Here is a 25,958-nt window from a genome sequence, read left to right as displayed (position 1 = left end):
ACCCTCCTGAATTTATAAAAATAAAAAAAAAGCGCCTGCCTAAATAGACAGCGCTCATACTTCATTCTTCATTCTGAGAATAATGATTGGCGGCCTGTCTACCATAGGACTGAGAGTTCCTTTAGGCACGTGGCTTTGCGTCCCCGGGTTTCCACGGGTTTGCCTTTGCAACTTTAGAAGTAAAACTAATGTACCAAATTTAGACAAATTAATCTATAATTCTTACAATTTTGACATTTATAATAGGGCTTTCAGGCTAGTATTAAGGCCGTATTAAATAAAAAAGCGGAAAATCCCCTTGGAAGGGACTTCCGCTTTCCATATTGTATAGACCATGCGCAGCTTCAGCTGGGCCTACTGTTTCACAATGTCGCTGACAGACTTGTCAAGCTTCTCCAGCAGCTGGTCTCCATTGATCTGCTTGCCGAGGTATTCTTGCATGGCGGCTCCAAAGCCTTGGGTGACCCCATCCGGGAACAGATCCCAGTACCAGCCCAGCGCAGTGGAGGATTTGCTCTGAAGATCAACCGCGACCTGTCCGATATCACCGGATTCGGCTTTAATGGTGGTCATGGCAGGGATGAACTTGAACTGCTTGGTAATGAACTTCTTGCCGGTCTCAGAGGTGACCAGCCAGTTAAGGAAGGCTTTGGCTTCTTCCGGGTGCTCGGATTTGCTGTTCACAATATAGTTATTCGGAACGCCAATCAGCACGGAGCCCTCCTTGTTACCAATGGGAAGAGGAAGAATACCCAGCTTCAGATTCGGATCAACCTTGTCAATATCGCCTTGCGTCCAGTTGCCCTGCATCATCATGGCTGCCTTGCCAGCAGCGAAGTTAGCTACTTGAGTGGCATAATCGGTGGTCATCTTCTCCTTCTGGGCATTGTCGAAGATCACATTTACCAGATCAAGCCATTGTTTGAATACTTCATTGCCTTTAAATGTGGCCTTGCCCGCTTTGACATCCTCCACAAATTTCTTCGGATCGGGTTGGTTGGCCGTACCGACATTCACGAGGTGAATTCCGAGCGACCACCATTCATTGGTGGCTTCGAACGGGGTAATGTTCGCTGCCTTAAGCTTCTCCACCGCTGCTTTCAGCTGTGGGAGTGTCTTCGGCTCTTCGGTAATACCTGCCTTTGCAAACAAGTCTTTATTATAAATAATGCCGTAGCCTTCGACGTTCATCGGCATGCCGTACAGCTTGCCGTCCACGGTGGTCGGCGCTTTGGCGGTATCAATCAGATCCTTGGCCCAGGCTTCATTACTCAGATCGGTAGCCCGGTCCATGTAAGGCACAAGTCCGGCATAACCGCCGTTGTTGAAGATTTCAGGCTCAGATCCGGAAGCCAGCTCGGCCTTCAGGAGCGCGCTATAATCTTCGCCACCGCCATGAGTCTCCACCTCAAGCTGGACCCCGCTTTCTTTCTCATATTCCTTGGCGAGTTCGTTAAGCGCTTCCGCAATTTCCACCTTGAACTGGAACATTTTGATTTTGACGTCCTTCTTAGGTGTAGTCTGCTCTGCGGACTTCTCATTGGTATTAGTGCCAGTGCCTTCTGTGGCTGTCTTTGCCCCGTTGCCACAGCCCGAGAGCACCAGGGCAAACACGGCGGCTGTGATAAGAGCGAGCTTCCATCTTTTCATTTCTTAACCTCCCCAATAATTTACGTTACAAGGCCATTCTAGTGGAGAAACGTTTGCACTAACACTTAAAATTTTGCTTGAAATAGTGGATATTATTGCGGACTATCCTTTTACAGACCCGGCGGTAACCCCTTCCACAATATAACGCTGGAGCAGCAGGAAGAACAGCAGGATCGGCGTAATGGCCATCATCAGGCCGGCTAGAGCGAGGTCCCACTTCTTCGTGTATTGACCGAAGAACTTGGTTACCGCTACCGGCAGGGTGGTCAGATCCTTATTGCCTCCAATGACCAGAACAGGCAGCAGGTAGTCATTCCAGATCCACAGCGTATTGAGAATAATCACGGTGACCGTAATTGGAATAAGCAGCGGGAACACAATCCGGAAGTAGACGCCGTAAGGGTTAGCCCCGTCCACTCTTGCTGATTCTTCAAGCTCTTGAGGCACCGTCTTGATGAAGCCGTGGAACAGAAATACCGATAGCGGCATGCCAAATCCCAGGTAGCAGGCGATGATGCCATACAACTCACCGCGGATCTCAAGCAGACTAGTCACCCTTACAAGCTGCAGCATGAGCGATTGAAACGGGATGATCATCGCGGAGATGAGCAGCAGGAACACAAAATTATTGAAGCGTGTCGGTTTTCTTACAATACGATAAGCCGCCATGGAGCTGAACAGAACGATCAGAATCACACTGATCACGGTAATCTGAAACGAATTCCAGAAGGCGTGTGGGAAGTTGATAACCTCCCAGACGTTTTTATAATTCTCCCAGTGAAATATCGCCGGCACAGAAGCGGCGTCAAGCAGAATCTCCTTCAGGCTTTTAACCGAGTTGGCCATAACCAGATAGAAGGGAGACAAGAACAGCAGTGCGAGCAGAATAGCGGCAATCTCCAGTATAAACGTGCTCAGCCGGTATCTTTCTCTTGTGGTATGCATTAGGCGGAGACCTCCTTCCGCTTAGTAATCCAGACCTGGGTAATTGTAATGAGGGATACGGCGAAGAAGAACAACAGCGCTTTGGCTGTACCGAGCCCATACCGGTTGTTAATCAAAGCTTCGGCATAAATGTTGTAGGCTAGGGATTGGGTAGACGTGCCCGGTCCCCCTTTTGTCAGCGACAGGTTCAGGTCGAACATCTTAAACGCGTTCGAAGTGGTCAGGAAGAGACAGATGGTAATCGCCGGCATAATCAGCGGCATATAGATGCTTCGCAGCACCTGGCGCGGGCGGGCTCCGTCGATCTGTGCAGCTTCAATCAGGTCCTTCGGAATTCCGGCCAGCGAGGCGATGTAGATGACCATCATGTATCCGGCAGTCTGCCACACGAAGACGATAATAAGACCCCAGAACCCGGTGTTTGGTGTACCCAGCCAAGGCAGCTGGAAGAATGAAAGGCCGGTTATCTCCCCAATCGTGGCGAAGCCCTTGGTGAAGATGAACTGCCAGATGTATCCGAGCAGAATTCCTCCGATTACATTCGGTACAAAAAAGATCGTGCGCAGCAATTTTTTGGTCTTCAGTGATTTCATCAGCATGAGGGCCAGTGCGAGCGCAAGGACGTTGGCAATAATGACAGAAATTACGGTGAAACGCAGGGTGAACCAGAAGGACTCCCAGAACTTGGGGTCATTGGTGAATATTCTTGTCCAGTTGGCTGCTCCAGTCCAGACAGCCTTATCCAGATCAAGGCCGTTCCAATCTGTGGACGAGTAATAGAATCCGAGCAGAAAGGGGGTGACTACAATGGTCAGAAAGAACAGCAGGCATGGACCCAGGAATACGAGCTGCTGATCCCAGCCTTTGTGCAATCCAAATCTTCTTCTCATGATGGCTCTCCTTCTCTATAATCTAATACTTCCTGCCTTTATTATAGAAAAGGGGTGCACTCCCTCAACACTCACATTCATGCTGATAAAGGTGGAATATATTGCAGAACTCTGCTAATATGTTGGGAAAAAAAAGGTGGGCTGGGGCGTTGTTTAGGAAAAAAAGCATACGAACAAAGCTGATGTCGCTGCTTCTGCTCGCTGCAGTCCTGCCAGCAGGGATCTCGCTAATTGTCTCTTACTTGTATACCAAGGAGTCGGTAACTGCTAAGTCGATCAACGAGAACACCAAACTGCTGACGCTTGGGGACACCAATCTCACCAACTATTTTGCGGGGATCAATCAACTGGCTTTATCCGTGTACAGCGGTATCAATCTGCCGAACTCCCTGTACACGGCGATTCAGAACACCAAGCCTTCAGATCCGCTGAGTGCGGATGGCGGGTTCTCGGATAATCGGGATATTATCGCAAGCCAGCTGTATAACCTGTTCCAGTCGAACCGGGATATCCATCAGATACACCTGTACATTCAGGCCAATCAGCAGTCTAATACGCTGATCAAGGGACTGTTCCGCAGGGAAAGGAATCCAGACTATGAACCTCAGGCTGATCCGTCAGGAAGCGGCCGGCCTTTCCTGGAGCCGGTTCATCTGGATCACCGGTACGGATTAAAGATCAGCGTACCCAGCCTGAAGTCAGAGACGACTGAGGTGTTCAGCGCCCACTTCCCTATATTCCGCGCCCCCAGCGATAAGGTTATGGCTAATCTGTCGATTGATTTCAAGATGACGGAGCTTCAAGGAATGACCAAGTCGATGTTCAGCGCGGGCAGGGAGAAGCTGTATCTGGTGAATGACCAACGCAGGGTACTGTATTCCTCTGAGCCCGGAACGCTTACGAAACCGCTAACGGCCGGCTGGAGCAACCTTCCCAAGGGGAAAGCAAGCGGGTACTTTTCCTGTCACGATCAGAGCTTTGAGGGAATTGTATTCTTCAGGCGGGTTACCACCCCGCTGTTCACCGGGGCTTTAATCAAGCTGGTCCCTTATGAGGATCTATACAGCGACGCGAGGCATATCACCGAAATTAATGCGGTTATCGGACTTGTCTTCCTGATTGTCGGAGTAGTGGCGGCGGTGCTGATCTCCATCCGGTTTACAACGCCGATTAAACGGCTGATCTCCTACACGCAGAAGGTACAGATTGGGCAGCTCAATGCCCGGGTCGAGGTGAAATCCGAGGACGAGTTTGGACTGCTGGCCCGTAAAATTACGGATATGACCAAGACAATCGATGATCTTATTCTTAAAGAATACCGTCTTGAGCTCGCTAACAAAACGAATCAGCTGAAGGCCCTGCAGGCTCAGATTCATCCGCATTTTCTGTATAACGCCCTTCAGTCTATCGGGTCCATGTCCCTGCGCTACAACGCGTCCAAGGTATATGACCAGATTTATTCTCTGGGCAGCATGATGCGTTATACGATGGCGACCGGGAAAGCAGAGGTGACGCTGGAGGAAGAGCTGGAGCATGTGGAGAATTATCTGCTGCTTCAGAAGGGGAGATTTGGCGAGGACAATCTGAAGGTGACTTTTGATATTGAGGAACGAACCCGCACGGTGCAGGTGCCTAAAATGATCCTGCAGCCGGTTGTGGAGAATATCTTCAAGCACGGCTTCAAGGAAGGAATTAAGGAGGGGAAGATCGGGATTGCCAGCAGGCTGAACCCATCCGATGATCTCGTTCTGTCTGTGTCTGACAACGGAACAGGCCTAAGTGCCGAGCAGGTCCGTCAAATTGAAAGCGCTATTATATCTGATGATACCAAAATGTCTGAAAGCATTGGGCTGCGTAATGTATTGGCCCGGCTGCGGCTGTACTTCGGTGAGACCTCTACGATCGAAATGGCTGCCAATGAGCCCTCGGGTCTGACAGTCACACTGATCTTTCCGGTAAGAAAGCTTCAAGAGGTTGGGGAAGGAGAAGATCATGAAAGCTCTAATCGTTGATGATGAAATGCATGTGCGTGAAGCAGTTAGGTATTTCATTCCCTGGGAGGACTACGGCATAAATGCGGTGTTTGAAGCAGAGAACGGGAAGGACGCGGTGGAGATTATCCAAGCCGAGAGACCGGCGCTGATCTTTACGGATATGGTGATGCCGTTAATGGACGGCTCCGAGCTGCTCAAGTGGATTCATGAGAACTCACCCTGCTCTAAGACCATTGTGATCAGCGGGTATCAGGATTTCGATTACGTCAAACCCGCCATTGTGTATGGCGGGACCGACTATCTTCTGAAGCCCTTGAACAGCAAGCAGCTGATGGCGGCAGCAGAGCGGGCACTGGAGCAGTGGAAGCAGGAAGAGGAAGAAAGGCTTCGGCTGCTTGAACAGAAAATCCAGCTGAACGTTCTGCGTCCGGTATATTGGGATAAGCTGCTGTCCGATTTTGTCTCCGGCAAGATTCCTTATCAGAAGCTGGACCACAGCAGAATCGAGGNCGTCAACCCCGCCATTGTGTATGGCGGGACCGACTATCTTCTGAAGCCCTTGAACAGCAAGCAGCTGATGGCGGCAGCAGAGCGGGCACTGGAGCAGTGGAAGCAGGAAGAGGAAGAAAGGCTTCGGCTGCTTGAACAGAAAATCCAGCTGAACGTTCTGCGTCCGGTATATTGGGATAAGCTGCTGTCCGATTTTGTCTCCGGCAAGATTCCTTATCAGAAGCTGGACCACAGCAGAATCGAGGAAGAGTTCGGAATCAGCCGGGGTACGGAAAAAGCCGGAGTTGCCGTCCTGTCCTTACATCCGCTGAACCGTCGTTTTCTGGAAAGACTGCGCGATGATCTGGAGCTGGCTTCCTATGTGACGGTCAATATCTGCAATGAGGTGCTTGGTGGTTGCGGCCGGGGACATGCCTTCCGTTACTTGAATTCGGGAGCAGATGTCGCCCTTCTGTTCTGTGATCCAGATGACAGGATGGAAGGATGTTTGCGGCGGATTAATGAAGTGATGCGGCAGATCTATGATGCCGAGTTCGATATCGGATGGGGCAGGGCGTGTTCCTTTCCCCAAGATATCCGGGAATCCTTCGGGGAAGCGCTCGAGGCATTGAGAAGACGGAACGTGCTGGAGAGGAATGGGCGGGTTCATGCCTTTGCGGGCAGCAGGAGAAATGATGAAGTCCGTTCCCCGTTCGCCGCCTATGTGGAGAAGTTCAAGTTCTCTGTGTTATCCGGCAATCCGGCCCGGGTCCGCAGCGCTGTAGAGGACTGGTATGAGCAGGCCAGCCTGACAAGGGTCATTACGGCGGAGCAGGTGGAGCAGTGGCACCGGGAGCTGACCTCTGGACTGCTGCGCTGGAGACGAGAGCTGCTTGGTGAACTGCCTGCAGCTATGCCGCTGATTCGGATGGAGCTTCCGTATGATGAGGAGGGACAATTTTCTCTGGCCTACTGGAGGGATCAGATCACCCATACGCTGCTGGAAATCTCAAGCGAGTTCTCGAATACGAAGAAGCAGGACAATCAGCTTGTTGAGGATATCAAGAAGTATATTCATGAGAATTATGACAAGGAAATTACACTGCAGCATATTGCTGACCGGTTCTTTATCAGCCGTGAGAACGTCTCCCGCAAGTTCAAGCAGGTCTCGAACGAGAATCTGTCCGACTATCTGGCGAACCTGCGGATTGACAAGGCGAAGCAGCTGCTGCGAAGCTCAGGGATGCGGCTGTCACAAATCTCAGCCATGGTGGGGTTCCAGGATGAGAAGTATTTCAGCCGCGTGTTCAAGAAGGTTACCGGGATGACGCCAAGGGAGTACCGGAATTCAGAATAAATGTGTATTGGAAGGTCTAATCAGACCGATAGCCAGGTAAGCGTGGAGAGCAGCACGGAGGTAACCACCATGGCAAGAAGTGGGCGTACGGCTTTGGTGCGAAGCTGGGCCAGATCCACATTCAGCCCGAGACCGACCATGGCAGCCGTAAGCAGGAACGTGGTGACTACCGAGACGGCATTCATGACAGAGTCAGGAACCACGACTGCGCGGCCCAGCACGAAGCTTCCAAGCAGGCTCATGCCCAGGAAGCCGAGCAGGAACCAGGGGAACTGAATCCGGGTTCCCGGTTCGGCTTTGCCGCTGCGTTTCATCCAGTACATGAGCACAAAGCTGAGCGGAACGAGCAGGAATACACGGCCGAGCTTGGCCAGCAGGGCCTGGGCGAGCGCATCCTGCCCAGCCGGTGCCCCGGCAAGCGCCACATGGGCGAGCTCGTGCAGGCTGAGCCCCGCCCACATCCCGTACTGCGTGCTGCCCATCGGAAGCAGCGGGAGCAGCAGGGTATAGGTGACGGCAAAGATCGTGCCGACAAGAGCAATGAGCCCTGCTCCTGCGGCTGTATCCTGCTCCTTGGATTTCAGGATCGGGGACACGGCCGCAATGGCAGCGGCTCCGCATACTCCCGTGCCGATGCCAAGCAGCAGGGTCAGCGGGGCGTCAGCCTTCAGCTTCCGGCCAATCCATACCGTGGCCAAGATGGAGAAGATAACTACGCCAGCGTCGCGGAGCAGCATGCCTGCGCCCTGCTGGGCAATGACACTGATGTTCAGCTTCAGGCCGAACAAAATAATGGCCAGCCTGAGCAGATACTTGGATGAGAACTGAATGCCTGAAGCCAGGGCTTGAGGATATCCGAGGAACTGGCGGTATGCAACCGCCAGCACAATAGCGCAGGCCATGGGTCCAATCCGCTGCACGCCGGGAATCAGAGCGAGCGCATATCCAAGCAGGGCGAGCAGGAAGGTGAAGCCTATTCCAACCAGGAAGAGGGGGGAAGCCAATCTTTTTGCCGCAGCTTTAAGCTTGGAAGAGGAGATGGATTGGGCCTGTTCCTGAGCTTGTGTATTTGATAAAGGGGCCATGGTTAAGGGAATCATGACGGTATTACCTCCTGTTGAGTGAACTTAGGATGTTCTGGTTCTGGTTCATCAAGTGTTATGGATTTAGCATATACCCTGTTTTATAATAAGAAAAATAAATCATTATAATATTGATAATAAGCAATAGCTTATGACGGCTAGAGATAGGGGGCAGATGAGAAATGGATCAGGCCTTGCTGGTATTTATTACGGTAGTGGAGCGGGGCAACTTTACCAGATCAGCCGAAGAGCTGCATATGACCCAGCCTGCGGTAAGCCAGTACATCCAGTCACTCGAACGGGCGATGGGAGCGCGCCTGCTGGACCGGACTAACAAATATGTGAAGCTGACAAGAGCGGGGCAGATCGTATACGAGCATGCGGTGCAGATGAAAGGGCTATATCTGAAAATGCACAACCTGGTCGACGACCTGCTGCACAACGCGGGAGGAGAGCTGACCATCGGAGCGAGCTATACGTACGGCGAATATATTTTGCCGCATGTGATTGCCAGGCTGCGCACCGCTTACCCGCTGGTGAAGCCGCGGATTACGATCGGTAATACACGGGACATTGCCGCTGCGGTGCTTCATTCCCATCTCGAAATTGGGGTAGTTGAGGGCGAGCTTCAGCATGAGAAGCTGATCGTGGAGCCTTTTGCAGAAGACTCTATGTATATCATAGTGTCCGGGAGCCACAAATGGGCTGGACAGGGGGTAATTCCAGCCGAGGAGGCGGCCAAGGAAATATGGATTTTGCGGGAGCCGGGTTCAGGTACACGCGCGGCAGCTGACAAGCTGTTCGCCCGTCTGGGATTCACCCCCAAAGAGACGATGGAGTTCGGCAGCACGCAGATTATCAAGGAGTCCGTTGAGGCTGGACTTGGCATCACACTGCTCTCCTCCTCTGCGGTTCGCAAGGAGGTGTCGCTGGGTACGCTGGCCATGCTGCAAATCCCTGGAGCGCCGGTCTCCCGCAAGTTCTCCTGGATCATGCAGAACACGGAGTTCCGGACCCGTGCCGCTGAGGTATTCATCGAGCTTCTGGAACCGGGCATCGGCTGATACCGGAGGGTTTCTTATATGAAGCAACCTTTTGTTGAAATCTGTACCATTTGATACATCTCATTTCATACGCCCCATACGGTGGAGTCTCGTTCCATGCCGTTTCATGGGCCGGACCTTCATCCTCAAGGCCACAGCTTTCGTTCACGCACAACCAAAAGCCGCCTGGTGGTAACTTGGAAACTTTATCAAAATAAAAAGCACCTATTAAGGTGCTTTAGTCATCACATAGTCTTTTTATTCCTATTAATTAATTTTAAAACAAAATAGATAACTCCGATACTGAATAAAAATATCCTATCAAATTTCAAAATAAATTCATTATACTCAACCTGGTTATTCTGGTTATAAAAAATAATGTTATTGTATAGAAAATGAAATTCAATGTTATAATCCCGTCCAGAACTATTGAGTATAGCTGTACTGCTCATAATATCAACAACCCAACAAGCTAAAGCATAAAAAATAATTACTAATAAGGTTGTTAGCAATTTTTTATTAATTCTATTCATTGACGAGTTTTAAATAAATTCCCATTCCATAGATAGGCTTTGAACTGAATAACATTCCCGTTAATGCAATGGGTGCAATTAAATGACTTTCTTTCACACCTAGCCCTCCAGTTAATATAGTTGTTTGCTGCTGATTACAACAATACCACAATCAACCAAAAAGGTCAGATTAAATTTGTTTTCCCATATCGCATATTACTTCTTAAACAAGAAGCCGCTCTCCTGCAGTATTCACTGCAAGAGAGCGGCTTCTTTTTAACTATGAATTAATATAAAGGCTGTATTCCGATTAACTTCGTATGATTACATTGAGGTACTGGCTTATCTCTTAGGATTGCGGCTTCATCTCAGGCATTGGCATGAAGAGCAAGGCGAACGGCAGATTGTTTCCTGCCGAAGGAGAAATCCAGATCTCCACATCCTCTTCATAATCCTTCGTTCTGTACAGCACACCGCCCTGAGACTGGGTGTTAGTACCGGCATGGGAGAAGCTCACGATATTGCCGTTCACCAAGGCTGCACCGCGGTACAGGCCTCCCCGTGGGTTGAAGGTAATCAGCGTATGCGGAGCAACCCGGTGCAGAACGATTTTGTATAGAACCCCATAGTTCCCTGAGTTGGTTGCAGGGGTACCCAGTATGCCGTCTGTTCCTGTCTGGTACGGATCGCCCAGCTCAGGTGAGGTCAGATTGATCCGTTGGTTCTTGTTGCCTACAAGGTCGCCATATTCAAATACCCGGGTAGAGTCTGCGAAGGTACCGCGGATAATTGATTCTTTGGGGTCCAGGGAAGGCAGGGTGGCAAGCGCCTTGATCGGATCATTCTTCTCTTTTACGATCAGAACTGTATATTGAACTTGTGCATCGCTGTTCAAATCTCCAAGCAAGGAGATGACGTCTTCTTGTTGAAGAGCTAAAGCGCTCATGTCCTCGAAAATGACCTTTGCTTCACCCGGCGCTAAGGTAACGGTTTTCTTTTTCGCATCCGTAGCGTAGTTCTCGAAATAACGCTGTACGGATAACCGCCCCGTTAAGTCCGGGTTCTTGTTTGGACCTGCAACGCCATAAGTCTGGTAATCAATATGGGCTGCAGTTGCATTCATGTTCTTGGCAACCAAATACACCTTGGCCTTCTCGCCAAGCCGGTTGCGGTGATGGATCATGAAGCGGGTAAGGCCCTGGATGGAATCCTGGTACAGAATCCCTTCAGTGGTAACGGACTCCGGACCGCTGTCGCGGAACAAGGTGTACGGCTCAGTTGTAAAGGAGTACGGGAGCCGCTCATAGTTGTCCAGGGCGCTGTTGACCTCCATGTTCTCTCCGATAGGAGTGAACAGCTTGTAGAAATCATCCTTCTTATATAAGGTTTCATTCGTAATGTTAATCGTCTTCGACACTGTTCCGGTAGCCCCGTGCTTGTCTGTAACGGTAAGCTGGATGGTCTGTGGCCCCGGTGTGAAGTAAGCCAGAGCTTTGTTGGTCCAATCATGCTTAACAATGGCATTCTCATCGTCCGTACTTAAATCGGTGAACGTGACCAGCTCGCCCATCTTGTACTCGGTCTTATCCGTAGTAAAATCCGCAACAGGAGGAAGGTTCGGATTCACCACGTTAATCTTCATGCTGTATGGGTCACTCCACTGTCCGTTGGAATCCTGAACCGAGTAAGTAACTGTATAGGTGCCGGCGGATTGGAACATATCCTGATCCGGGCGTCCTTCCCATCTCTCATCTACAATATCAAGGCCTTTAGGCGAGAAGCTCTTTGCCACAAAGTTAACCGTAGTCTCTCCGGCTACGATCTGGCTTGGCTGTACGGAGAAGGTGGCAACCGGCTTGGTGGAAAGCTGGACAATAACCTGCTTGCCATTGACTGTATATGGAATATTCAGGGCTTTGGTGATTGCAGTGAGCGGCACCATGAACACATTTTTGTCCTGGTAAGCTGTTCCCCGCATGGTCTGGGTCACCCCATTCACACGGTATTTACTGCTGCCGGTTTTGAAGCGGAGTTCGTTCCCGCCATAAGTAATAATTGTCTCTTTGGTCTTGGCATCGTAAGCAATCTTATAGCCTACCCGGTCGACCAGGGAGCGGATGCCCACATAGGACACCCCATTCTTGACGGTCATGGCATGTGTTGCGGTATACACTAACCCGTCCTGCTCCATCCGGGTGCTGTCCATATAGAGAATCAGCTGGCCGCCGCCGGTTCCCGTTTCTCCGGGAACAAGGTTCTGTGGCGGAGTCGTGGTTCCTGGAATGGTTCCACCCGGCGTTTCTCCAGTTCCATCTGGGGTCTGCCCAGTTGGAAGTGAGTTATTGTCTCCAGACCCTGACCCGTTCTGACCCGAATTGCCGTTGCTCCCATTGGCCGTTCCTGGATTGGTCTGATTATTCGTTGGATCTTGCTGCGATGGAGAGGTGCTGTCCTGTCCTCCGGCGGAAGAATTGGACCCCTGTATGTCCGTCTGTCCTTGATTAGTCGGGGTCCCCGTTGTTACGGCACCTACAGACTTGGTGCCAGCTAAGGAGCCGGACGAATCCGCAGCTCCGGAAGGTATTGACGTAGCAGCCGTGCGCTCAGGCGCTTCGATGGTCTGAGTCTGTGCACCTGTCCCGCTTCCTGACTGAACCTGTGAAGAGATGGCTTCTGCTCCCGCAGGCATTGCCGTGGCGGCCTGGGAGATGATGAGAGCAGTAACCAAGGTGGCCTTTTTGAAATCCATTATGCGTTGTACTCCTTTTTTAAATATGAATTTGGACAATAGAAAAGCAGGCACACGAATGAATTCATGTGCTCACTTTCGGAAGTATGAACTTCGGCATTGAAATAAAGCTTACTCTGTAAGGGCTGGAGCCGGATTGTTCCGTCCTTTCAGACGGGTGTAAATCCATTTCACAAGGGCGACTCCAATGACACAGTCCAGAATGATAATGACTGGCATTGCGGTATAGTTATATCTGAACTCCGGCACGAATAACAGCCGGATGAGCGACATGACTACGACAGCGGAAGCCAGCAGGAATTCCGGCTTGCGGAACCGGCGTGCACAGCCGACCAAGGCGACCAGGAAGAATAACACAAGACATTGGTGGAACAGATTTCGGATTGCATACGGGAACACGGAATAGTAAGGCTTGTGCCCGGCTCCGAAATACATTTTGCCATAGATGTAATCAAGCTTTCCGATCGTGTACCACTTAAGGAATAGTCCCGGTTTCTGTGTAAAGCCGACGTATAGGCGCTCCTTGGCCACTTCCATTTGGGTCTTTCCGTGGCGGTCCACCATGCCATCCAAATAGTTGTTATAAGGATAGGTGCCTGCCGCGAACGGGTTAACCTGGGTGGCGGCGATAACGAACTGCTTCATAGTCACGATGTTACGGATAATCCACGGGGAGAGAATAATTGCAGTCCCCACCAAGGTGATGATGAGCAGCTTGAGTGTTTCCTTCCACTTGCGCGTCCAGAGGAAATAAATTCCGTGAAACACAAAGATCAGGGGAAGGAATTCCGGCCGGGTAAGTATCGTGAGTCCGATTAAGGCACCGCTGGCCACGGCCCACTTCCAGGTCTTCCTCTCAAAGGCGATAATCTGCACATAGTAGTAGGAAACCAGGAAGAACGTACACAGCACCTCGGTAAGCACGGCCCCGTTGCTCCAGATGAAAGAAGGGTAGATCGCGCCGGCCAAGGCGGTCAGCAGCCCAGCTGCGGTGCCTCCCATTCTTCTCGCTAACCGGTACATGAGAAAGAGCGTAAACAGGCTGAGCACAACCTGGATATAGCGGATGTATGGAGCCGGATCGTGGGTCTTGTAATCTACCAGCTTATAGACGGCTGCCATAAACATAGGGAGTCCCGGGGATACCTGGGCGTTAGGCTCGGTGCTCCGGTAACCATAGACCCCTTTCTCCAGGATTTGTCTGACCATAATGTCATACTGCTTGGTGTCTGTAGCTATGTTGTGCTGAACAGACCGCAGAAAATCAATTCTCAAATAAGCGGCAAGAATGAATATGACAATAAGCGCAATAAGAACAGCGGGTTTATTCCCTCGATAAGTTTTGGACCAGAACGATGGCATCAGGATAGTACTCTCCCTTTCTCATATGTAGTATATTGACGCAGAAAATTGTGAAAAGTTGCTATTGCTTCCATACTCTTAGGAATGTCTATAGAGACGTACGTCCAATCCGGACGAATTGTTACAGTTAAGAGAGGAACCCAAGTATTTCAATGATTTAAATAATAGAATAGAAACTCCCACCAATAGCAACCGGGCAGCACATCATCTTCCCAGTGCATACCCCATCTAGAATAGTATAAAGGTATAGGGGGAATACGCCAACTGCCGGAGCCTCACTACAGGGGAGTGAATTTGCTAGAGGTCATGATATACTTAATGTCAGGTAGAAAGAAATGGCAAAATAGGTAGACGAATAGGGAGGGGCTGCAACATGGGTAATTATAGAAGCACTAGGCCGGACACACCGCAAGGAGCCGCTGCCACACCGGTTATCCGCATACGCGATCTGCGGATGAAGTACGCGGACAGATACGTGCTGAACGGTGTTGACCTGGAAGTGTCCAGGGGCCAGATTATTGGATACATAGGGCCGAATGGAGCCGGCAAAAGCACAACGGTCAAAATTATGCTGGGGCTGGTGGAAGGTTATACCGGACAGGTTGAGATCCTGGGCACGGATATTGCAAGTGGGGATATCAGCTACAAAAGCAAAATTGGATATGTTCCTGAGATTGCTGAGATTTATGACACACTCACCGCGAGGGAATACCTGACTTTTGTTGGAGAATTGTATGGTCTTGACCGGGAAGCCGCAGATATAAAGGCTGCGAGGCTTGCCGAGCTCTTTGGATTGAGGGATGCGTACAATTCCCGGATCAGCTCGTTCTCGAAAGGCATGAAGCAGAAGGTCATGATTATCTCCAGTGTTCTGCACAACCCGGATATCCTGTTCCTCGACGAGCCGCTGAGCGGTCTGGACGCGAACAGTGTGATTGTGCTGAAGGAAATGATGTCACTGTTCGCAGGACAAGGCAAGACCATCTTCTATTCCTCACATATCATGGATGTGGTGGAGAAGATCAGCAGCCGGATCATCCTGTTGGGAGAAGGGCGGATTCTGGCGGACGGGACTTTCGACGAACTGAAGGAGCGGAGCGAGGAAGGGTCGCTTGAGCAAATTTTCAATCAGCTGACTGGCTTCAATGAACACAGGCAGATCGCGGAAGCGTTCGTAGCTGCCGTGCAGGAGGCGTAAGGGATGAGGGAGAGCCGTATATTGAGGGGGCTTGATCTGTTCCGGGGGGCGTTTGAAAAGGCGGGTGTCGACTACCCGATCATGAGATCGATCCTGCAGGTCAAGCTGACCATGGATGGCCGCCGAGTGCCAACGATTATAGCTGGTTCAGCCAAAAGGCAGGCCAGCGAGAGCAATCAGCCGGAAGGCAACGCGTTTCTGCGCTCGCTTTGGGTCTATGGGCTGATGGGGCTGATTCTGGTCATGTTTATGATGATGCCCAGCAATTATATTTTTCAGATGAGTCTGGTGTTCGGCATTCTCATGTTTCTGGTTATGACTTCGATGATTTCGGATTTCTCATCCGTTCTATTGGACATCCGGGATAAGACAATCTTGTACACCAAGCCGGTGAACCGTAAGACCTTGAGCATGGCGAAGCTGATCCATATTTTGATTTATATGTTTTTTGTGACCGGCGCCTTAGCAGGGCCAAGTCTGCTGGTGGGCCTGGTCAAGTACGGAGTTGGCTTCTTCCTGATCTATTTGGCGGATATTATTCTGATGGATATTCTGATTGTGGTCCTGACCGCGGCACTGTACCTGGTGGTACTGAAGTTCTTTGACGGGGAACGGCTGAAGGATGTGATCAATTATGTTCAGATCGGCCTGTCCATCGGAATTACCGTGGGCTATCAACTGATCAGCAGGCTGTTCAATTATGTGAACTTCGAGGCCCAATTCCATCCGAAATGGTGGCAGTTCATCGTGTTCCCTGTCTGGTTCGCCGGCCCGTTCGAGCTGCTGCTTCGGGGGGATAGCCGGAGTTACTTTGTAGTGTTTACACTGCTGGCGCTTCTGGTGCCGATCCTGTTGCTCTTTGTTTATATCAAAATGATGCCGGCATTTGAGCGAAATCTGCAGAAGCTCTCGGATCAGAGCGTCCGTTCACGGAAAGCGGGAGGCAAGGTGACGGATATGCTGGCCAAGTGGTTCAGTAGAACCCGGGAAGAGCAGATCTTCTTCCGGTTTGCGGTCAAAATGATGAGCACTGAACGTGATTTCAAGCTGAGGGTGTATCCGACGCTGGGCTTTTCGATTATTTTTCCGTTTATTTTCTTCTTTACGTTTACGCCTGAAGGGGGCACTCAAGCTATTCCGTCAAGCAAGATGTACCTGTTCATTTATTTCTGTGCGCTGCTGATCCCGACCGTGGTGATGACACTGAGGTATTCGGGCAAATACAAAGGGGCTTGGATTTACAAGACCGCGCCAATTTCTAATACAGCCCCTATATTCAAGGGGACGCTCAAAGCTTTCCTGGCACGGCTGGTGCTGCCAATGTTCCTGGTGGATAGCATCATTTTCATTGCCGTTTTCGGTGTGAGAATTCTCCCTGATCTGGTGGATGTGCTGCTGATGCTGCCGCTCTATACGCTGATCAGCTTCATGATCTTCCGCAAAGCGCTGCCCTTCTCGGAAGCATTTGAGACTACGCAGCAGAAGGAAGCGATGCTCACCATTCCGCTGATGGGGCTTCTGGGAGTGTTTGCGGGGGCTCATTATTATAGCACCACAATTCCTTATGGTGTTTATATCTATATGGCGCTGCTGGTTGTGCTGAATGTGGTGGGCTGGAGATGGGTGTTCCAGAAGAGTTTGAAGTAACGATTATAGGTAAAATATAGTGATTCTTGCAAGGGCCGCCCTGGCTGGGGCGGCCTTGTTGCTGTGGTTCTATAAATATCAATAAAGCAAGAACATTGAAAATCCGTGATCTTAAGAAGGGTAAGGAGCAGCCCTTTACTGTATTCAGCGCAATCAGCAACCTGTATTATGAGCCGGACGATCAAGCGCTGCTGGTGTTGGGCATTTATCATGACCAGAGGGGAGTATATCGGTATGACCGGACTACCCAAAAAGTTGAGCAGATATTGCTGGAACCGGAGAAAAGCTATATTAATGATTTTCAAATGATGACAAAGTAATCAGTCCATACAGTTGTTGCCAGGATCACAGCGCCCCTTCAGATAAGCCGTTACAATGCGGGTAAGAACAACCTTATCAGAGGAGGAGCTTATGGATAACAATCAGGGTGCGATGGAACCGCATGCGCGTACATGGGAGGAGACGGTGCGGAAGGTGCAGGTGAGAAAGGTGGAGAATCAAGGGCCAAGGATCAAGCGGGAAAAGCTGACTGTCAGCTTCATGATCGGTCAGTACTGCTCCGGCCACCATGCCCGCGAAGAGCGTAAGCATGCTGCCAGCAATGACAAACAGGTGATTAAGCTGTGCTGGGATTGCTATTGCCTGCACCAGTATGCCATGAAGCGGCTGGGGCTGTGCCAGTTCGGGGAGGAGAAGACGACCTGTGTGGAGTGCCCGGTGCACTGCTATAAGCCTGCGATGCGGAGCCAGATCAAGGAGGTCATGAAATACTCCGGCCCAAGAATGCTCCTGAGTCACCCGGTGCTGACCGTATGGCATCTGCTGGACCAAAAAGGGGACAAACGAACGCCATCTTCATAAGGGACCGGACAGATTTCCGGGTCTGCTAATTTGAAGTGGTGGAATAGGATACAGGCAGGCTGCCGTAGACCATGGTTCTGCGGACGGCCTTTTTTGTGTTGTTGCAGAAGGGTTGCAGCCGCAATTTGAATCCGACACAGTAATAACAATACTTATGTGATTTCTGTCACAAATATGCCTGATTTGGGCTGGTGAATGTGATAAAAGTCACAAAATTACAAAGAGGCTTCTGCGAAAATAGTGACCAGGATCACACGTGAGGCATCAAGATAGGCATTATTAGCTATTCACGCATAACAAAATTCGGAAAGAGGGAAAGAGGAATGGATACGTTACTGCTTGCACGCATCCAATTTGCTGCAACCACAATTTTTCACTTCTTCTTCGTGCCAGTATCCATCGGATTGGTCGTAATGATTGCGATCATGGAGACGATGTACGTAGTCAAAGGCAAGGAAGAATACAAAAAAATGGCCAAGTTCTGGGGGAAGCTGTTCCTGATCAACTTCGCGGTTGGGGTTGTGACCGGGATTCTTCAGGAATTCCAGTTCGGGATGAACTGGTCGGACTACTCCCGCTTCGTCGGAGACGTGTTCGGAGCACCGCTTGCGGTTGAAGCGCTGTTCGCGTTCTTCCTGGAGTCGACGTTCATCGGGCTTTGGATTTTCGGATGGGACCGATTGTCCAAAAAGGTGCATCTGCTCTGCATCTGGCTGGTGGCGCTTGGAACCACCATCTCCGCATTCTGGATTCTGGCCGCCAACTCCTTCATGCAAAGACCGGTGGGCTTCACCGTGAATAACGGCCGGGCGGAGATGAACGACTTCTTCGCGCTGATCGGCAACGGCCAGCTGTGGGTGGAATTCCCGCATACCGTGCTCGGCGCCTTCGCTACAGGCGCATTCCTGATTACAGGCGTTAGTGCTTACAAGATGATGAAGAAGCAGGATACCGAGTTCTTCAAGAAATCTTTTAAAATCGCGGTGATTGTCGGGCTGGTATCCTCCTTCCTGACGGCCATCTATGGTCACCAACAGGCTCAATATCTGGTGAAGACCCAGCCGATGAAAATGGCAGCGAGTGAAGGCCTATGGGGTAAAAGTGGTGATCCGGCAGGCTGGACGGTGATCGCTTCGATTGACCCGACCACCAAGGAGAACAAGTACGAGCTCAAGATTCCTTACCTGCTGAGCTTCCTGTCCTACAGTAAATTCAGCGGGGAAGTCAAAGGCATGAACGAGCTTCAAGACGAATATGTGAAAACTTATGGGCCGGGCAACTATATCCCTCCTGTACGCACCACATTCTGGAGCTTCCGTATCATGGTTGCCGCAGGCAGTCTGATGATTCTTCTCAGTGCTTACGGTGTATATTTGACCGCACGCAAACGCTTGGAGCGCTCGGGCAAATGGTACTGGCGGGCCATGCTGTTCAGCATTTCACTGCCGATCATTGCCAATACGTCAGGCTGGGTTATGACCGAGTTCGGCCGTCAGCCGTGGACGGTATTCGGGCTGATGCAGACCAAGGACAGCGTGTCGCCAAGTGTGACTGGCGGACAGGTGCTGTTCTCGCTCATCGCGTTCTGTTTGATCTACGCCGCTTTGGCAGCTGTGCTTGTGTATCTGTTTGTCCGTGCGATTAAGAAGGGCCCGAATGCGGAAGAGCAGACGGAAGCCCCTGTACAGGATCCGTTTGGTAAGGAGGATTACCATGCTGTCTCTTAATGAACTGTGGTTTATTCTGGTAGGTGTGCTGTTTATCGGGTTTTTCTTTCTGGAAGGTTTTGACTTCGGGGTTGGAATGGCGACCAAGGTGCTGGCGAAGAACGATATGGAGCGCCGCGTGCTGATTAACTCCATCGGTCCGTTCTGGGATGCCAACGAGGTGTGGCTGCTGACTGCGGGCGGTGCGATCTTCGCGGCCTTCCCGAACTGGTATGCCACGATGTTCAGCGGTTACTATACTCCGCTTGTTGTACTGCTGCTTGCATTGATCGGGCGCGGGGTGGCCTTTGAGTTCCGGGGCAAGGTGGATTCAGCCGGATGGAAGAAGACGTGGGATATCGCGATCTTCGCAGGCAGCTTCCTGCCGCCGTTCCTGCTTGGGGTGGTCTTCTCCGGGCTCATCAAGGGTCTGCCTATCGATCAGCAGATGGAGATGAAAGCCGGATTGTTCGATATGGTGAATTTCTATACGCTAGTAGGCGGTCTCGTGGTTGTTCTGCTCTGTTATGTCCACGGGCTTCTGTTCACCGTGCTTAGAACGACAGGTGAGCTTCAAGACCGTGCCCGCAAGCAGGCTAAGACCGCGTTGATTCCGCTGGCTGTGCTGCTGGTGCTGTTCGCAATATTGACCTATTCGATGACGGATGTGTTCGAAGTGCGCGGAGTTCCTCTGGCCATCATGGCGGTACTTGGACTCGTGGCTTACCTGCTTGCCGGATACTTCATTTCCCGCCGCCGGGACGGCTGGGCCTTCGGGATGACCGGAACGGTGATCGCTTTGTCTATCGCCTCCTTGTTCATCGGACTGTTCCCAAGGGTTATGGTCAGCTCGCTGAACAGTGCGTTCAGCCTGACCGTGGACAACGCGGCATCAGGACATTACTCGCTTAAAGTTATGACGATCGTGGCCTTGTCGCTGCTGCCATTCGTGCTGGGTTATCAAATCTGGAGCTACTTCGTGTTCCATAAACGGGTTCACGAGAAAGAACACCTGGAGTACTGATGGGACGCGAGCTGCTGGGACTCAAGGGCATACGGCCAGTCATGGCAGCGATGGCCGGCCTGACGTTAATCCAGACTATAGCAATTATCCTGCAGGCGAAATGGCTGGCGGAGACGGTCTCCGCCCTGTTCGCCGGGGAACCTCTGCAGGAACAATACGGCACTGCCGTGTTGTTCCTGTCTGCTTTTATCGTGCGTCAGCTCACGGTCTTGTGCCAGCAGTCCATTGCGGCAAGATTCGCAGAGGTGACGGGCACCCGCCTGCGCAGCCAGCTGATGCAAAGGCTGTTCCAGCTGGGACCGCGTTATGCGGGCGAGAACGGCACGGGAAGCCTGGTGACGCTGGCACTGGAAGGTACGCCTAAGTTCCGCAATTACATTGAACTTGTGCTTCCCCGTATGCTGGCTGGCGGGTTCACCCCGGTTCTGATCCTGGCGTATATCTATACCCGGGATACGGCCTCGGCGGTGATTCTAACGATCACGATGCCCATCCTGATTGTCTTTATGATTCTGGTTGGGCTGGCGGCAAAAAAACAGACGGACAAACAAATGAAGTCCTACCGGGTTCTGTCCAACCATTTTGTCGATTCCCTGCGCGGCCTGGAGACTCTTAAATTTCTTGGACGCAGCCGGGCCCACAGCAGCACAATAGCCAGCGTCAGCGACGGCTACCGGTCAGCCACAATGAAGACGCTGCGCACCGCATTTCTGTCCTCCTTCGCACTTGACTTCTTCACGATGCTCTCTGTGGCCTCGGTGGCGGTCAGTCTGGGGCTGCGGCTGGTGAACGGAAGCATGGTGCTGGTTCCGGCACTGACCGTTCTGATTCTGGCACCGGAGTATTTCCTGCCTGTGCGCATGGTAGGTGCCGATTTCCACGCCACTCTGGATGGCAAGGAGGCCGGCCAGGCGATGCAGGCGATCATTGACGGGAAGTCCGCGGAAGAGCTTAGCGGCAAGGAACAGTTGAAGCCGGACTATACCTGGAAGCAGGGCAGCAAGCTGATCCTGAAAGGGATTGGCGTCACCCGGGAGGAGAGCAGCCAGCCTTCCCTGGAGGGAGCTGAGCTTGAGCTTCGCGCTGGCTTGAAGGTAGGCATCATCGGCGAGAGCGGAGCTGGCAAGTCCACGCTGATTGATGTGCTGGGCGGCTTCCTCCGCCCTACGGACGGGCACATCGAAGTGGATGGGCAGCGTCTGGATTCGCTGTCAGAAGCGGCATGGCGGAAGATGACGGTGTATATTCCGCAGCAGCCGTATATTTTCAGTAGCACGCTGGAAGAGAACGTGAAGTTCTATCCCCCTCAAGCCTCCAGAGAGGATGTGGAGCGGGCCGTGGAGTCGGCGGGTCTGTCTTCCCTGGCAGCGAGTCTGCCTGGAGGGTATGAGGAAATGATCGGCGGTGGAGGCCGTACGCTGAGCGGCGGACAGGAGCAGCGGGTGGCGCTGGCACGCGCATTCTTAAGCGACCGTCCCATCATTCTGCTTGATGAGCCGACAGCCCATTTGGATATTGAAACCGAGTATGAGCTGAAATCGACGATGCTTGAACTTTTTGAAGGGAAAACCGTATTTCTGGCTACCCACCGTCTGCACTGGATGACAGAGATGGATATGATTGTGGTCATGGATCAGGGAAGAGTGGCTGAGGTGGGCACTCATGAACAATTAATGCATAAGCGCGGGGTTTATTATTCGCTTGTAAGAGAACAGGAGGAGGGGGCAGCATGAACCGGGAAGGCTGGCTGATGCCGTATATTAGAGCCCATATGGGGCGTTTCATCATGATGATCATCCTTGGGGTGTTGACGGCGGCCGCCGCCTCTATGCTGATGTTTACCTCAGGATTTCTGATCTCCAAGTCGGCGCTTCGGCCGGAAAATATTCTGTTGGTCTATGTACCGATTGTCGGGGTACGTACCTTCGGGATCAGCCGCGCCGTACTGCACTATGTTGAACGCCTGGTGTCGCATGATGCTGTGCTGCGCATTCTATCCCAAATGAGGGTTAGACTATTCCGCGTGCTGGAGCCGCAGGCCTTGATGCTTCGGTCCAAATACCGGACCGGGGATATTCTCGGCCTGCTGGCCGATGATATTGAACAGCTGCAAAATGTGTATTTGCGCTCGGCCTTCCCTGGCGCAGTCGCAGTTGTCATCTATGCGGGAGTCATCGCGGCGCTGGGCCGCTTCGACGGAGGTTTTGCGCTGATGGCGGCCGCTCTGCTGCTGATTCTGCTGGCGGGCCTTCCGCTCATCTCCCTGATGATGACAGCCCGGACACAAGTAAGGATGAAGCAGGAGCGCAGCCGTTTATATCAGCGGCTTACGGATGCCGTGATGGGGCTGGGCTCGTGGGTTATCAGCGGTCGGGCCGGCGACTTCCTCTCCTCTTATGAGGAGGATGAGGCCAGCATTGCCCGGGCGGATCGCGCACTGAAGCGCTGGGCCCGAATTCGCAATCTGATCGGACAGCTCATTGTTCTTGCGGTGGTGCTTCTGATGATGACCTGGTCAGCCAAACAGACAGCCGCTGGCCAGATGGATGGGACGTTCATCGCGGCCTTTACGCTGGTTGTCTTCCCGCTGATGGATGTGTTCCTGCCGCTCTCGGAAGCCGCGGAGCGGCTGCCCGGGTACCGCGATTCGCTGAACCGGCTGGAGCAGATCAGCAGTGGCTCCTGCTCGGACAGCCGGACAGAGGAAGCCCTGAAGAGCCGCCGCTCTCAGACTGCCGAGCAGCACCGCGAGCAGGGAACTGCGGACGGCTCCTGGAAGCAGGGCAGCCGCATGGCCTCCGCCGACATCCGCTTGGAGGATGTGAGCTTTAGCTATAAGGGGAACACGGAGGCTGCCGTTCATGGGCTGTCCCTGGATATTCCGCAGGGCAAGCGAATTGCCGTCATCGGCCGCAGCGGCGCAGGCAAGTCCACGCTGCTTGGGCTGATTCAGGGAGCATTCAAGCCGGATTCCGGCACCGTGCGGATTAATGGCACGGCCGCTGCTGATCTCGGGGAGGATATTCCCCGGATCATCTCCGTGCTGAATCAGCGGCCGCATCTGTTCGACACGACGCTGGCGAACAACATCCGGCTGGGCCGGGTCTCCGCTACGGACGAAGACGTCCGCCGGGCGGCTGAGCAGGCCCAGCTGGCAGCGCTGGCCGGGACCCTGCCCGGCGGCTATGATACGCCGATGCGGGAGATGGGCCAGCGCTTCTCCGGCGGGGAGCGGCAGCGGGTGGCGCTTGCGCGCATTCTGCTGCAGGATACGCCGGTGGTCATCCTTGACGAGCCGACCGTGGGACTTGATCCGCGGACAGAGCGCGAGCTGCTGAAGACGATTCTGCGGGAGACCCAAGGGAAGTCGCTGATCTGGGTCACCCACCATCTGGCCTTGGCAGAGAGCATGGATGAGATTATCTTCATGGAGGGCGGCCGGATTGAGATGAGAGGCACGCATGCCGAGCTGATGGAGCGCTATCCGCGCTACCGGAACCTGTATCGGATGGATCGTCCCGGGTACGCCTTGGAAAGGGAGTTAGCTAAGGTTGGCGGATGAGATGGGACAACAAAATCGTGTGCTTTGTGGGGGGATCTGCTGCTAACTTTAGACAGACTCCTCCCAGCACCAAAAAGCCAAGCCGCCAGGACAGGAGAGAACTCCCGCTGGCGGCTTAGTTTTTTTGATGTTATCAGTTCAATATGACGCCCTTCCCTTGATGAATGCCCAAAGGCATGCATGGTCTCTAGCACATAATAAGTTGTAGATGAAGCTCTAGCAATAGCTGCAGGTGTTATACCTTTACGCGCAGACTTCATGCTCCAGACAAGTATCCATTCCATCTGCCAGCCTGCTGCTATCCAAGCTGCTGGTACATCTTCACAATATCCTGGTGGAGCGGCTGGTCCGCGGAGATGGCGGTATATTTGGTTACCGTCTCCCCGATGCCAAGCTCGCGGATAGAGGATTGAAGTTCGACCGCTTCCGGGTCCTCGGCATAGTCGAAGTGTAGGGCTGCGCCCATTGCGGCCGTCAGCTGCTTCGGACGGATGCCGTATTCCAACGCCTGCCGGGCAGGAGAGACGAGACGGTCATTTGGTGACAATTTGCGGATTGGCGAACGGCCAACCCGGACAACCTCATCTGTCAGGGAAGGGTTGCGGAAGCGGTCCAGAATTTTGAGAATGTATTTCTGATGTTCAGCTTTATCGAAACCGTGTTTAGCGACCAGCATGGCACCGGTCTCCTCTAACACAGCACGCACCTTTCCTTCGACTGCTTCATCTGCCATGGCTTCCTGAATGGTGTTGTAACCGGCGAGGTGTCCGAAATAAGCAGCAGTGCAGTGACCTGTGTTCACGGTGAACAGCTTGCGTTCGATATAGGGTTCCAATTGGTCCACATAATGGACGCCACCGACCTCGTGGAAGCCTTCAATCATCTGGGAGCGGTCCACGACCCATTCATAGAAAGGTTCGACGACAACCTGGAGCGGGTCCTCATGATGCTGCAGCGGCACGATGCGGTCCACAGCCGCATTCGGGAATGCGATCAGCGTGCCTGCCTTCGCGCGAGCCTTTTCACTAAGGTGGGCATATACTTGCTCCTTGAGCTGGGCACTTCCTCCGATGGCATTCTCACAGGCAATCACGTGAAGCGGGCGGGCATTTGGGCTCTGGAGCCGGAGCTCAATGCCTTGGGCAATGCCCTGGGCAATATGCTTCAGGATACCCACACCCACAGCTGTAGTGACCAGGTCCGCTTCCGCCACGGCTTCGGCCACCTGTTTCAGGTTTTTGCCGTCGATGGCTGTTACGCCGGTAACCGGCAGGGCATCCTTAGCGTCGTTCGCCAAGGTTACGGTATATTCCCCGCGCCGTTTAAGCTCTGAGACAAGCGTCTCATTCACATCTGAGAAAATCACTTCATACCCGGACTGAGATAACAACAATCCGATAAAACCTCTGCCGATGTTCCCTGCACCGAAATGGACCGCTCTCATTCTTCCATCCCGCTTTCAAAAATCTCGATAATTTCTTCGGCACTGCCTGCATTCTTAATGCGCTCAACATTCTCGTCCTCCGAGAAGATCATGGCCACATTCGTCAAAATATCCATATGTTCATTGCCTACCGCAGCAATGCCGACCAGGATGTAAGCTTTCTCGCCATCGCTAAATTCAACTCCGTCTGGGATGACCACAACCGAGAGTCCGGTAGATGTAATCAGACTCTTGGCTTCCTTGGTGCCATGGGGAATCGCAAGTCCGCCTCCCATATAGGTTGAAAGGGAATCCTCCCGCTCGATCATGGCGTCCAGGTACGGTTCAGAGACATGACCCGCATCCACAAGCAGTTGTCCGGCGATCCGGATGGCTTCATATTTATCTTTTACGCTCACGTTTAACTTGATTTTATCTGCAGATAGAATACTCATGATGGTTCT

The 25,958-nt window shown here is 52.2% G+C and carries 19 protein-coding genes and 1 riboswitch; of the genes, 11 read left to right on the top strand and 8 right to left on the bottom strand.

Going from position 1 to position 25,958, the window contains the following annotated elements:
• Positions 1–85: 85 nt before the first annotated feature.
• A riboswitch (cyclic di-GMP riboswitch) is annotated at positions 86–174 on the bottom strand.
• A gap of 180 nt (positions 175–354) precedes the next feature.
• The 3 genes from BN6628_RS23045 to BN6628_RS23035 all read right to left on the bottom strand — a co-directional run bounded on the left by BN6628_RS23045 (position 355) and on the right by BN6628_RS23035 (position 3,485).
• Complete coding sequence (locus tag BN6628_RS23045; RefSeq protein WP_068620965.1) at positions 355–1,650, bottom strand: ABC transporter substrate-binding protein; 1,296 nt, start codon at positions 1,648–1,650, stop codon at positions 355–357.
• Positions 1,651–1,752: 102 nt separating this feature from the next.
• The gene (locus tag BN6628_RS23040) at positions 1,753–2,595 is read right to left on the bottom strand and encodes a carbohydrate ABC transporter permease (protein ID WP_068620963.1); all 843 of its coding nucleotides are present in this window, start codon (positions 2,593–2,595) and stop codon (positions 1,753–1,755) included.
• Positions 2,595–3,485: a carbohydrate ABC transporter permease gene (locus BN6628_RS23035; RefSeq protein WP_082927032.1), complete on the bottom strand. Its 891-nt coding sequence runs from the start codon at positions 3,483–3,485 to the stop codon at positions 2,595–2,597. Before BN6628_RS23035 ends, BN6628_RS23040 begins: the two co-directional genes overlap by 1 nt.
• 149 nt (positions 3,486–3,634) lie before the next feature.
• Between BN6628_RS23035 and BN6628_RS23030 the strand changes: the two genes are divergently transcribed.
• Entirely contained in the window at positions 3,635–5,497 is a 1,863-nt protein-coding gene (locus tag BN6628_RS23030; RefSeq protein ID WP_068620961.1) for a sensor histidine kinase, read from the top strand.
• Entirely contained in the window at positions 5,478–7,325 is a 1,848-nt protein-coding gene (locus tag BN6628_RS23025; RefSeq protein WP_068620959.1) for a response regulator, read from the top strand. Before BN6628_RS23030 ends, BN6628_RS23025 begins: the two co-directional genes overlap by 20 nt.
• Before the next feature lie 20 nt (positions 7,326–7,345).
• On the opposite strand, the gene BN6628_RS23020 is transcribed toward BN6628_RS23025, so the two are convergent.
• Positions 7,346–8,425 carry a YeiH family protein gene (locus BN6628_RS23020; RefSeq protein WP_235847689.1) on the bottom strand — a complete coding sequence of 360 codons (1,080 nt, stop codon included), beginning with the start codon at positions 8,423–8,425 and terminating at the stop codon, positions 7,346–7,348.
• 164 nt (positions 8,426–8,589) lie between these two features.
• On the opposite strand from BN6628_RS23020, the gene BN6628_RS23015 reads away from it, so the two are divergent.
• On the top strand, positions 8,590–9,471 hold the full coding sequence (locus tag BN6628_RS23015; RefSeq protein WP_068620957.1) for a LysR family transcriptional regulator: 882 nt from the start codon (positions 8,590–8,592) through the stop codon (positions 9,469–9,471).
• An 840-nt stretch (positions 9,472–10,311) separates the two neighbouring features.
• Here BN6628_RS23015 and BN6628_RS23005 read toward each other — a convergent pair.
• Together BN6628_RS23005 and BN6628_RS23000 are read right to left on the bottom strand one after the other, a co-directional pair.
• Positions 10,312–12,711 carry a stalk domain-containing protein gene (locus BN6628_RS23005; RefSeq protein ID WP_068620953.1) on the bottom strand — a complete coding sequence of 800 codons (2,400 nt, stop codon included), beginning with the start codon at positions 12,709–12,711 and terminating at the stop codon, positions 10,312–10,314.
• Between the two features lie 111 nt (positions 12,712–12,822).
• On the bottom strand, positions 12,823–14,073 hold the full coding sequence (locus BN6628_RS23000) for an ArnT family glycosyltransferase (protein ID WP_068620951.1): 1,251 nt from the start codon (positions 14,071–14,073) through the stop codon (positions 12,823–12,825).
• A 373-nt stretch (positions 14,074–14,446) separates the two neighbouring features.
• Between BN6628_RS23000 and BN6628_RS22995 the strand changes: the two genes are divergently transcribed.
• The 8 genes from BN6628_RS22995 to cydC all read left to right on the top strand — a co-directional run bounded on the left by BN6628_RS22995 (position 14,447) and on the right by cydC (position 24,071).
• Entirely contained in the window at positions 14,447–15,271 is an 825-nt protein-coding gene (locus tag BN6628_RS22995; protein WP_068620949.1) for an ABC transporter ATP-binding protein, read from the top strand.
• A gap of 3 nt (positions 15,272–15,274) precedes the next feature.
• Positions 15,275–16,918: an ABC-2 family transporter permease gene (locus tag BN6628_RS22990; protein WP_068620947.1), complete on the top strand. Its 1,644-nt coding sequence runs from the start codon at positions 15,275–15,277 to the stop codon at positions 16,916–16,918.
• Positions 16,919–17,013: 95 nt separating this feature from the next.
• Positions 17,014–17,238: a hypothetical protein gene (locus tag BN6628_RS22985; RefSeq protein ID WP_068620944.1), complete on the top strand. Its 225-nt coding sequence runs from the start codon at positions 17,014–17,016 to the stop codon at positions 17,236–17,238.
• Between the two features lie 91 nt (positions 17,239–17,329).
• Positions 17,330–17,779: a nitrous oxide-stimulated promoter family protein gene (locus tag BN6628_RS22980; protein ID WP_235847688.1), complete on the top strand. Its 450-nt coding sequence runs from the start codon at positions 17,330–17,332 to the stop codon at positions 17,777–17,779.
• 323 nt (positions 17,780–18,102) lie between these two features.
• Positions 18,103–19,506: a cytochrome ubiquinol oxidase subunit I gene (locus tag BN6628_RS22975; protein WP_068620942.1), complete on the top strand. Its 1,404-nt coding sequence runs from the start codon at positions 18,103–18,105 to the stop codon at positions 19,504–19,506.
• Positions 19,493–20,509 (top strand): cytochrome d ubiquinol oxidase subunit II, encoded by a 1,017-nt coding sequence (cydB, locus tag BN6628_RS22970; protein WP_068620940.1) that lies wholly within the window; start codon positions 19,493–19,495, stop codon positions 20,507–20,509. The genes BN6628_RS22975 and cydB overlap by 14 nt, the downstream gene beginning before the upstream one ends.
• A complete protein-coding gene (gene cydD / locus BN6628_RS22965; protein WP_068620939.1) occupies positions 20,509–22,242 on the top strand; it encodes a thiol reductant ABC exporter subunit CydD in 1,734 nt (577 codons plus the stop codon). Before cydB ends, cydD begins: the two co-directional genes overlap by 1 nt.
• On the top strand, positions 22,239–24,071 hold the full coding sequence (cydC, locus tag BN6628_RS22960) for a thiol reductant ABC exporter subunit CydC (RefSeq protein ID WP_068620937.1): 1,833 nt from the start codon (positions 22,239–22,241) through the stop codon (positions 24,069–24,071). Before cydD ends, cydC begins: the two co-directional genes overlap by 4 nt.
• Positions 24,072–24,369: 298 nt before the next feature.
• Here cydC and BN6628_RS22955 read toward each other — a convergent pair whose 3' ends face one another.
• Positions 24,370–25,515, bottom strand: a complete 1,146-nt coding sequence (locus BN6628_RS22955; protein WP_068620935.1) for a mannitol-1-phosphate 5-dehydrogenase — start codon at positions 25,513–25,515, stop codon at positions 24,370–24,372.
• Positions 25,512–25,949 (bottom strand): PTS mannitol transporter subunit IIA, encoded by a 438-nt coding sequence (locus tag BN6628_RS22950; RefSeq protein WP_068620929.1) that lies wholly within the window; start codon positions 25,947–25,949, stop codon positions 25,512–25,514. Before BN6628_RS22950 ends, BN6628_RS22955 begins: the two co-directional genes overlap by 4 nt.
• Positions 25,950–25,958: the final 9 nt, after the last annotated feature.

The sequence above is a fragment of the Paenibacillus tuaregi genome, assembly GCF_900086655.1.
In the GTDB taxonomy this organism is placed as follows: Bacteria; Bacillota; Bacilli; order Paenibacillales; family Paenibacillaceae; genus Fontibacillus; species Fontibacillus tuaregi.
Note: the sequence above shows the minus strand (reverse complement) of the source record. Positions and strands in the feature narration are given on the sequence as shown.